This is a genomic window from Rhodoferax sp. (genome assembly GCF_011391645.1).
GTDB lineage: Bacteria > Pseudomonadota > Gammaproteobacteria > Burkholderiales > Burkholderiaceae_C > Rhodoferax.
The window spans coordinates 1-3,165 of the sequence record NZ_JAABQC010000161.1 but is presented as its reverse complement, the minus strand read 5'-3'; the positions used below and the strand labels follow the sequence as shown (position 1 = coordinate 3,165).

Sequence of the window (3,165 nt, the reverse complement as noted above, 5' to 3'; positions counted from 1 at the left end):
TGCAGGCGATCCAACGGGATCTCTGCGCCGACAAGGGGGCAACAATGGAGGGTGACCGCAAGGGGCGAGAGACTGCTGGCAAGGCGGTGATTGAATTCCTGAAGAAGACTTTCAAGAGATGACCGCTGCTATCCCGTGCGGCGAAATGAGCACACAGGTGACTCCTTTGGAAATCACTGAGTCTGAATACGTTTCAGCTGCACCGAACGCCTGTCGAGGACTGCTCCCGCTGCGAAGCGGTTCCACGTTTCGGTCCATAGCTGGCATGCAGTTTGACCGGCTGAAAACCACGCATGACCGCCATTTTTGCGCGCGTCCAGACCGTCGCTAACAAACATCGCCAAACACGCGGCCGGATTCCGTCGTAACCTCAGCGGTATTTCTTCAACTGAAAGGCAGTGGCTGGCGATGGCACACACCAATGAACGTCTTGATCGTCTTGTCCTTGAGGCGCGACGCAGCGCTGAAAAAAGGGAACAGGGTTACCGGGCGCAGGCTTTGAGGCTGTTTCCCTGGGTCTGCGGACGCTGCGCGCGCACGTTCGATCATGCCAATCTGCAATTGCTGGAAGTGCATCACAAGAACAATAACCACCACGACAACCCGCCGGATGGCAGCAATTGGGAACTGCTCTGCACCTACTGCCACGAAAACGAACATTCCAAGCTCAAAGACATGGAGGGGCGCAGCGACAGTGGCAATGTCATGCCAACCACCACCTTCAATCCATTCGCCGATTTGAAGGCGATGCTGGCCTCGAAAAAGTCGTCTTGATGCCACGTTCAAATGCGTCAAGGTCACAAGGCACCAAGCCCAAGTCTGTGAATGCTGGCGGTTGGGTGCAGCCGCACAGACCCTCAATTTAGACGCCTTCCCAGCCCCCGCTGTTGCCGGATTTGAACAGGGCGTCCAGAACGCGCATGTTGCAGATGGCGTCATCGAGTCCATAGGGTAGAGCGATTTCCCCGCGAACCGCTTGTGAAAAGGCATCGCCCTGCAGGGTGTACATGTCGCAGGGGGCCAGGGTCTCAGCCACGGCTGAGGCGCCACCGGGGGCACTGGCATCGTCCACAAAAAGCCGTGTGGCGCCACCCAGCGGCGCGTTGAATGGAATCTCAAGTTCCAGGCGCTTCTTGGTGCCGATGGCCTGCACGCGTTGATAAGGCACCGATTGGGTCGACGCGGTGAAATCAAGCCGTCGCCCGCCACCAAAGTCCACGATGGCTGTCACGGTGCGGTCAGTCCGGAAATCCGGGTCATGGTCGAACAGGGCCACCGCGCGCAGCGGCTCCGATCCAAACAGAAAGCGCCCCGCCACAACGGCATAGCAGCCAATGTCGTACAGCGCGCCACCACCAACTTCTGGCAAGTTGCGGATGTTGTCAGGCTGGCGGTTGAAATACGAAAAGAACACCTGCACTGTGCGCAGTTCACCTAAAGCGCCGCTGCGCACCAGTTCGCGCGAGCGCAGCCATTGCGGGTGAAAGCGCACCATGAAGGCCTCCATGATGTGCACCTTGCCCGCCACTTCGCGCAGTTCCTCGGCCTGGCGTGCGTTCATGGCAAAGGGTTTTTCGCACAGCACATGTTTGCCGGCGCGGGCGGCCGCCAGTGTCATGGCCACATGCTGGTCGTTGGGCAGCGGGTTGTAGATGGCTTCAATGTCGGGGTCGGCAAAGAGTTCGTCGTAAGAACCATAGGCCTTGGCGATCCCCATCGCGTCAGCCACCTTTTGCGCTTGCGCCAGCGAGCGTGAGGCGATGGCGCCGATGTGGCTCCATTGGCCCTTTTGCATGGCCGGGATGACCTTTTCGCGACCGATCTTGGCGGTGCTCAAAATGCCCCAGTTGACTTTCTTCATGATGTTTGCCTTTGTTTGCCTGACGATGACGCTGGCTAACATTCTAGAAACCGCCGGGCTGCATATCAGCAATGCCAAAATGCCGGCATGCACAACACGCCCCGGCATCCCAATGCAACGCAACCAGCCATCGCGCAAGCCAATAACCCCAAGGTAACGCCCATCCTGCAACTGTCGGGCGTGACGCACGGCTTGGCTGAGCGCGTGCTGTTTGAGAACTGGTGCGTTGCTATTCCGGCCGGACTCAGCCTGGTGCGCGGGGGAGACGGCAGCGGCAAAACCAGGCTGCTGGCCATGTTGGCTGGCGATGTGCCGCCCGTTGCAGGGGAGCTGACCCTCAATGGCGTGCCCTTGTCGACAGCCTGTGAGGTTTATCGCCGACCACGAAGCACCGGAGGGCATCCCCTTGGCCGCGTGCATTGATTTGGACTGACTCATCGTTCGTGGTGAGCGCAGAGCCCAACTGATCGTTTTGGCTGTTCTGTGCGCGACAGTGGCCTGCTGCACGCGCTGCGCAATGCGCCTGATGCCGACGCGCTGATCATCGAGTTCTGCCTCAAAGAAAAGGGCCGCCGGATGGCAGCCCTTTTTGTCTCAAAAAGCCAAAGCTCAGAAGCGATCAGCGTTCATGACCTTGGTCCACACGGTCACAAAGTCATGCACAAACTTCTGCTGGTTGTCATCCTGCGCGTAAACCTCGGCGTAGGCGCGCAGCACCGAGTTGGAGCCGAACACCAGATCGACCCGGGTGGCGGTCCATTTGACGGCGCCGCTCCTACGCTCGCAGATGTTGTACAGGTTGCGCCCGGCCAGTTTCCAGGTGTAGGCCATGTCGGTCAGGTTGACGAAGAAGTCGTTGCTCAACGCGCCCACATGGTCGGTGAAGACACCGTGCTGCGTGCCGCCGTAATTGGTTCCCAGCACGCGCATGCCGCCCACCAGGGCGGTCATCTCAACGGCCGTCAGACCCATCAGTTGGGCCCGGTCAAGCAGCAACTCCTCGGCGCTGACCACATAGTCTTTCTTCAAAAAGTTGCGAAAGCCATCGGCCACCGGCTCCAGCACCCCGAAAGATTCGACATCGGTCTGCGCCTGGGTGGCGTCGCCACGGCCGGGCGCAAAGGGCACGGTCACGTCAACCCCCGCCGCCTTGGCGGCCTGCTCGACCCCGACATTGCCGGCCAGCACGATCACATCGGCCACGCTGGCACCGGTCTGCGACGCAATGCCTTCCAGGACCGCCAGCACCTTGGCGAGACGCGCCGGTTCGTTGCCTTCCCAGTCTTTTTGCGGTGCCAGACGAA

General features: G+C 60.0%; 4 protein-coding genes. 2 read left to right on the top strand and 2 right to left on the bottom strand.

Going from position 1 to position 3,165, the window contains the following annotated elements:
- Positions 1-408 precede the first annotated feature (408 nt).
- Positions 409-774 carry a YajD family HNH nuclease gene (locus GPS82_RS13655; protein WP_296495638.1) on the top strand — a complete coding sequence of 122 codons (366 nt, stop codon included), beginning with the start codon at positions 409-411 and terminating at the stop codon, positions 772-774.
- 88 nt (positions 775-862) lie between these two features.
- Here the strand turns inward: GPS82_RS13655 and GPS82_RS13650 are convergent, their stop codons facing one another.
- Positions 863-1,861: a Gfo/Idh/MocA family oxidoreductase gene (locus tag GPS82_RS13650; protein ID WP_296495637.1), complete on the bottom strand. Its 999-nt coding sequence runs from the start codon at positions 1,859-1,861 to the stop codon at positions 863-865.
- An 87-nt stretch (positions 1,862-1,948) separates the two neighbouring features.
- Between GPS82_RS13650 and GPS82_RS13645 the strand changes: the two genes are divergently transcribed.
- Positions 1,949-2,284, top strand: coding sequence for a hypothetical protein (locus GPS82_RS13645; protein ID WP_296495635.1), 336 nt, complete (start codon positions 1,949-1,951; stop codon positions 2,282-2,284).
- Between the two features lie 186 nt (positions 2,285-2,470).
- Here the strand turns inward: GPS82_RS13645 and GPS82_RS13640 are convergent.
- Positions 2,471-3,165, bottom strand: a 695-nt coding sequence (locus GPS82_RS13640; RefSeq protein WP_363717636.1) for a peroxidase family protein, incomplete at its 5' end; no start/stop codon positions are given.

Excerpts from the sequence above, each read along its gene's own strand:
- GPS82_RS13650 (WP_296495637.1), bottom strand. The coding sequence starts at position 1,861 with ATGAAGAAAGTCAACTGGGGCATTTTGAGCACCGCCAAGATCGGTCGC.
- GPS82_RS13655 (WP_296495638.1), top strand. The coding sequence starts at position 409 with ATGGCACACACCAATGAACGTCTTGATCGTCTTGTCCTTGAGGCGCGA.
- GPS82_RS13645 (WP_296495635.1), top strand. The coding sequence starts at position 1,949 with ATGCACAACACGCCCCGGCATCCCAATGCAACGCAACCAGCCATCGCG.